The 5,596-nt window shown below is 72.7% G+C and carries 6 protein-coding genes and 1 pseudogene; 3 read left to right on the top strand and 4 right to left on the bottom strand.

Annotated elements, in window-relative coordinates:
• Positions 1–74 precede the first annotated feature (74 nt).
• Together VGL30_RS16015 and VGL30_RS18875 are read right to left on the bottom strand one after the other, a co-directional pair.
• Positions 75–413, bottom strand: coding sequence for a hypothetical protein (locus tag VGL30_RS16015; RefSeq protein WP_331541018.1), 339 nt, complete (start codon positions 411–413; stop codon positions 75–77).
• Between the two features lie 169 nt (positions 414–582).
• Positions 583–729 (bottom strand): annotated as a pseudogene (locus VGL30_RS18875) (LuxR C-terminal-related transcriptional regulator); the annotation flags it as partial.
• A 98-nt stretch (positions 730–827) separates the two neighbouring features.
• On the opposite strand from VGL30_RS18875, the gene VGL30_RS16005 reads away from it, so the two are divergent.
• From VGL30_RS16005 to VGL30_RS15995, 3 genes are all read left to right on the top strand, one after another.
• Entirely contained in the window at positions 828–1,217 is a 390-nt protein-coding gene (locus VGL30_RS16005; RefSeq protein WP_331541016.1) for a helix-turn-helix transcriptional regulator, read from the top strand.
• A 52-nt stretch (positions 1,218–1,269) separates the two neighbouring features.
• Positions 1,270–2,808, top strand: a complete 1,539-nt coding sequence (locus tag VGL30_RS16000) for a response regulator (protein WP_331541015.1) — start codon at positions 1,270–1,272, stop codon at positions 2,806–2,808.
• Positions 2,809–2,873: 65 nt separating this feature from the next.
• On the top strand, positions 2,874–4,232 hold the full coding sequence (locus tag VGL30_RS15995; RefSeq protein WP_331541014.1) for an AmpG family muropeptide MFS transporter: 1,359 nt from the start codon (positions 2,874–2,876) through the stop codon (positions 4,230–4,232).
• Here the strand turns inward: VGL30_RS15995 and VGL30_RS15990 are convergent.
• Both VGL30_RS15990 and VGL30_RS15985 read right to left on the bottom strand, forming a co-directional pair.
• Positions 4,229–5,050 carry a serine protease gene (locus VGL30_RS15990; protein WP_331541013.1) on the bottom strand — a complete coding sequence of 274 codons (822 nt, stop codon included), beginning with the start codon at positions 5,048–5,050 and terminating at the stop codon, positions 4,229–4,231. The genes VGL30_RS15995 and VGL30_RS15990 overlap by 4 nt on opposite strands.
• Before the next feature lie 6 nt (positions 5,051–5,056).
• Positions 5,057–5,485, bottom strand: coding sequence for a DUF350 domain-containing protein (locus VGL30_RS15985; protein ID WP_331541012.1), 429 nt, complete (start codon positions 5,483–5,485; stop codon positions 5,057–5,059).
• Between the last annotated feature and the right edge of the window lie 111 nt (positions 5,486–5,596).

Raw genomic sequence — 5,596 nt, 5'->3', positions numbered from 1 at the left:
GGCCAACATCCCCCCGAAGGCCAGGGCGGTGATGACTGCGATCCCGACGATCGCACCCATTCGGGCGGTCGCGCTTAGATCGTTTCGTTCGAACCAGCCTCGGGCTCGCCCTTGAAGTTCTCGTCGAGCAGGACCCAGGTCATGCAGAGGATCTCCCGCAGGACCATTTCCGAAGGCTTGAACGCCGCCAGCTTGCGCGTGCCCGACACCAGGTGCCTGGCCATGCTCGCCTGCGCCGGGGTCGCCGCCAGATCGACGAGCTGTCGCTCCAATTGCGCCCAGGTAAACGTCGGAAGGGTTTCCTCCCGAGCCTCCGGGATCGGCCAGCGGGCCTCGAAGTCGTCGATTTCCCGGCGAAGCCGCAAGGCCCTGCCGATCACCGCTCGGTTGTCGAAGTTCTGCCAGTCGCCCATGAGCCTGCCCCTCTGTTGCCGGCTCATCCGGCCAGAGGTTAACGGCCTCGTCTGTCCTGATCGCGTCGTGTCCTGATCCGATCAGGACATGGTTAACGTCGAGCTGGCGGGCGAGGCGGGCGGCGGAGTAGCGATCCTCCACGCCGAGCTTGCGGCGGGCGCGGTCGCAGTAGGTGTCCACCGAGGTCTTGGACATGCCGAGTTCGCGGGCGATCTGCTTCGACGACAGATGCTGATCCACCAGGCGCAGGCATTCGCGCTCGCGCGGCGTGAGCAGCCCCACCGGGTCTTCGGCAATGATGTCCCGTGCGCGCATAGCGATAGCAGTTAACGACGACTTGGCCGTCACGTCTACTTTAACGCGAAGCCCCGTGCGGGATCAGCTACACTCTGCCGCACAGGGAGGCGCCAGCGATGGACGTGAAGGACCCCGGCCGCACCGTGCAGCTGGAGCTGATCATCGGCGCCCGGATGCGCACCCGGCGCCGGCAACTCGGGCTGTCGCAGACCGACCTGGCCGAACGGCTGGGCGTCTCCTTCCAGCAGGTCCAGAAGTACGAGCGCGGCGCGAACCGCGTGGCGGCCTCCACCCTGCTCATGGCGGCCCAGGCGCTGGGCACCAGCATCGCCTGGCTGGTCGGCGAGGAAAGCTCCGGCCGCGACGACGACGACGACGTGTTCCGCGCGCTCTCCCGTCCCGGCGCCCTGGAGATCCTGGAGGCGTTCAACGCCATCCCCGACCCGCGGACCCGCACGGCGCTCTTGGCGCTCGCCCGGGAAATGGCCGCCGCCGGCCCGGCTTGACCGACCGTTAAGGCGTTCAGCGCTATCCAAGCGCATGCGGAGAACCGCCCCCTTGAGACCGGCTCGACCCCTCGCCGAGCGCAGGCCGCGGCGCGCCCAGATCAGCGCCGAGCAGCTGGCCTCCCTGAGCCACGAGTTCCGCACGCCGCTGAACGGCGTCCTGGGCATGGCCCGCCTCCTGGAGGGCACCCGGCTGACAGCGGAGCAGCGATCCTACGTGGCGGCCCTGCGCGAAAGCGGCGAGCACCTGCTGGGCCTAGTCAACGACGTGCTGGACTTCGCCAAGCTGGGCGAGACCGGCGTCGAGCTGCGTCCCGGCACGGTCGACGTGGAGGCGCTGCTGCGCTCGGTCTGCGAGCTTTTGTCGCCGCGGACGCGGGAGAAGGGGCTGGAGATCGCCTGGGCGGCGCCGGCCGGCCTGTCGCGGATCCGCGCGGACGAGGGGCGGCTGCGGCAGATCCTGCTGAATTTCGCCGCCAACGCCGTCAAGTTCACCGAGGCCGGCGGCGTGCTGGTGACCGTGGCCCGCCGCGGCGGGGTGCTGCGGTTCCGGGTCGAGGACACCGGGCCGGGCGTGGCCGAGGCCGCCCGCGAGAGCATCTTCGAGGCCTTCGCCCAGGCCGATCCGGCGCACGCGGCCCTGGGCGGTGTGGGGCTGGGCCTGGCCATCGCCCGGCGTCTGGCCGCGGCCATGGACGGCTCGGTAGGCGTGGAAAGCGCCGACGGCGGCGGGGCGGCCTTCTGGTTCGAGGCCCGCTTCGAGACCGTGGCCGGGCCGGCGCAGCCGTCCGCCCTGGCCGGCCTCACCGTGGGCGTGGCCTCCCCCAGCGCGATCGTCCGCGAAGCCGCCCGCCGGCAGATCCTGGCCTGCGGCGGCCGGGCGGCGGCGGCCCCCGACGCCGAGAGCCTGCTGGCCGCCACCGGTCCCGGGGACGTGGTGCTGCTGGACCACCGCCTGGCCTCCGGACGACGCGCCATGCGGCCGCCCTCCGACCGCCGGGCGATCGTGCTGCTGGCGCCGGAGGAGCGCAGCCGCATCGCCCGCTACCGGGAGCTGGGCTTCGCGGGCTACCTGATCAAGCCGCTCCGCCGCGCCTCCCTGGCCGAGCGGGTGCTGGCCGCCCACGGCGCGGCGGCCAACCATCAGAACGGGGCGGAGGACGAGCGCGTCGCCCACGCCGCGGCGCCGGGAGCGCGGGTGCTGCTGGTGGAGGACAATCCGATCAACGCCATGCTGGCCCGCACCCTGCTGGCCCGCGAGGGCTGCGCCGTCGACCACGCGCGCGGCGGCGAGGAGGCGGTGGCCGCGGTGAGGGTCGGCCGCTACGACCTGATCCTGATGGACATGCGCATGCCGGGCGTCTCGGGCGTGGAGGCCACCGGCCGCCTGCGGGCCGCAGGCGTCGCGACCCCGGTGGTGGCGCTGACCGCCAACGCCTTCGAGGACGACCGCCACGCCTGCCTCGACGCCGGCATGGACGACTTCCTGGTCAAGCCCCTGTCGCCGGATGCACTGCGCGCCATCCTGACCCGCTGGACCGGGCGCGACAGCGACAAGGCGGGCCCGGTCCGCGAGGCCGCCGCCCGCTAGACGGATCGGGCGACGCGCGCCAAGGTCGGCCGACGAGGGCCGGGGGCCCTGGCGAAGGACACTCCATGGCGCAGACCTCCGCGACGGCGACCTCTTCCCCGCCGCGCCGGCGTCGAACGGCGATGGACGTCCTGCGCGCCCTGCGGCGGCCCAAGGTGGCCGTGATGCTGGCGTTGGGCTTCTCGTCGGGCCTGCCTTTCCTGCTCACCGGCAACACCCTCGGCTATTGGCTTCGCGAGGAGGGGACCGGGCTGAAGGCCATCGGCTTCCTCTCCTGGGTGGGACTGGCCTATTTCTTCAAGTTCCTCTGGTCTCCGGTCGTCGACCGGGTGGACGTGCCCGTGCTCGGCGGGCTGGGCCGCCGGCGCGGTTGGATGGTGTTGTCCCAGGTCGTCGTCGGGGCGGGCCTGATCGGCATGGCCGCGGTCGGGCCGGGCGGCGGACTGACCGCCGTCGCAGCCTTCGCCGTGGTCGCCGCCTTCGCCTCGGCGACGCAGGACATCGTCGTCGACGCCTGGCGGATCGAGGCGGCGGAGGACAGTGAAGAGCAGGGCCTGCTCACCTCGGCCTACCAGCTCGGCTACCGCGTCGCGCTGCTGGCGACCGACGCCCTGATCCTGGCGGTGGCGGCGCGCCTGGGCTGGCCCAACGCCTACCTGGTGTTCGGTTTGGCCATGGGCGTGGGCGTGGCGGCGAGCCTGTTCGCCCTGGAGCCCAGGCGCGCCGACGAGGTGATGCATTCCAAGGCGTCTCTGACGACCCCTCGCGGCTTCTTCGACGCCGTCGTCGGCCCGTTCGTGGACTTCTTCGCCAAGCACAAATGGGTCGGCCTGCTGATGCTGGCGGCCGTCGCCTGCTATCGCCTGCCGGATTTCGTCATGGGGCCGATGTACAACCCCTATTATCACGACCTCGGCCTGAGCAAGGACACGGTGGCGGGGGTGCGCGGCTCCGTCGGGCTGGTGGCGGCCTTCGTGGGGATCGCCGCCGGGGGCCTCAGCACCTTGCGGCTGGGCCTGTTTCCGACCCTCGCCGTCGGCGCCGTCCTGCAAGGCCTGGGGACGGGCGCTTTCGCATTTCTCAGCCTCAACGCCGGCCTCGGCGTCTTCAGCCTGGTGATGGCCGGCGACAACTTCGCCCAGGCCTACGCCGGCGTGGCGCTGGTGGCCTACATGTCCAGCCTCACCGGCCTGGGGTACACCGCCACGCAGTACGCGTTGCTGTCGTCGGCCTACGCCATGCTGGGCAAGTTCCTGAAGGGGTTCTCCGGAACCGCCGTGGAGGCCCTGACTCCCGTCCACGGCCTGCTCGGCGCCTACGCGACGGCCTTCGTCGGAACGGGCCTCCTGGCCATCCCGCCTCTCGTGCTGTTCCTCATTCTCGCCCGGATTCACGCCCGCGAGCCGGCGATGTCCACGCCCTAGGTCATGCAGATCACTTGCGCCACCCGCAGGTCGCGGCGCAGGCCGTCGGCCACGCGGCCGTAGTTGTCGACGGTCACCGGCTCGCCGGCGGCGAAGGCCGAGGGGTGGCGGCCGGAGAGCTGGAGGGCCCGCTGCACCGTCTCCGGCGCCGTGGTGTAGATGCGGCCCCGCCGCGGGGATTCGGCCACGGTCACCCCCACCACCCGGCCCGCCCGGTCGAGCGCCGGCGAACCCGACAGCCCGCCCAGCGTGCCGTTCAGCCCATCCGTCCGGCCGGTCTCGGCCCAGACCAGCACCGGCTCGGTGCGTGCGCCGCGGCCATGCACCACCAGGTTCTCGCGCCCCAGCAGCCGCGAGGTGGCCTCGCCCGGCCGCCCCTGCGGGAAGCCGGGGTGAAAGGCCCGGTCGCCGCGGCGCAGCGGCTCGGTCAGCCCCAGCGGCAGGGCCGGCGCGCCGCCATCGGTGATCAGCAGGGCGGCCTCCCCGCGCGGGTCGATCTGCACCTTGGCGGCGACGCCGCGCCCCTCTCCGACCACGATGGCGGCGGTGCGGCAGCCGTCCACCACGTGGCGGGCGGTGATCCAGACGCCCGTGTCGGCGACGGAGAAGGCGGTGCCGGCCCCCGGCGATGCCTGGCCCGGCACGTCCACCACCACCGAGGGATCGAAGGACGAGGCCGGGGCCAGCGGCGCGCCGTCGCCCGTGTCCGGCGGCGGCGGCGGCGCGTCGGCGCGCTCCTGCCGGCCGATCGCCGCGGCCAGCAGGGCGGCCACCACGGCGGAATAGAGCAGCCAGTCCGGCAGCCGCGGAAAGTGCACGGCGCCTCAGCCCGCCACGGCGGCGGCCAGGATGATGGCGGTGGCGAGCTTGGCGCCCACCAGCAGGGCCGCGGCCGCCACCTCGCCCTCCTGGATCCGCTGCGGCAGACCGCGCAGCAGGAGGTCCACCACCCGGAACACCAGCAGCTGAACCACCACGGTGGAGAGGCCCCAGACGCCGATCTCGATTATCGAGGTCGAGGCGTTGAGCGACACCGCCAGCGGGATCGCCAGGCCGACCAGCACGCCCCCCAGCGAGACGGCCGCGGCGGCGTTGCCCTCGCGGATCAGGGTGATCTCGCGATGCGGGGTGAGCATCACATAGGCCAGCGCGCCCAGGAACAGGATCAGCGTGGTGACGCCGGCGTGCAGCAGGGTGAGCGGGAAACCGGTGGCGAAGGCCTGGATCTCGGGCGACTGGAGCTGGGGCGGCATCAGGCTCTCAGGTGTGGCGGCTGGGCTTTGCGGGGTAGCACGGCGGGATGCGTCGCGGCCAACGCCTTCAGGCGCCAGGCGAATGCGCTGCGGCGCGCCGGGCGCTGGCGC

Source organism: Phenylobacterium sp. (genome assembly GCF_036502675.1).
Classification (GTDB): domain Bacteria; phylum Pseudomonadota; class Alphaproteobacteria; order Caulobacterales; family Caulobacteraceae; genus Phenylobacterium.
The sequence above is the reverse complement of the archived record's forward strand: the minus strand, read 5'-3'. Positions and strand labels throughout refer to the sequence as shown.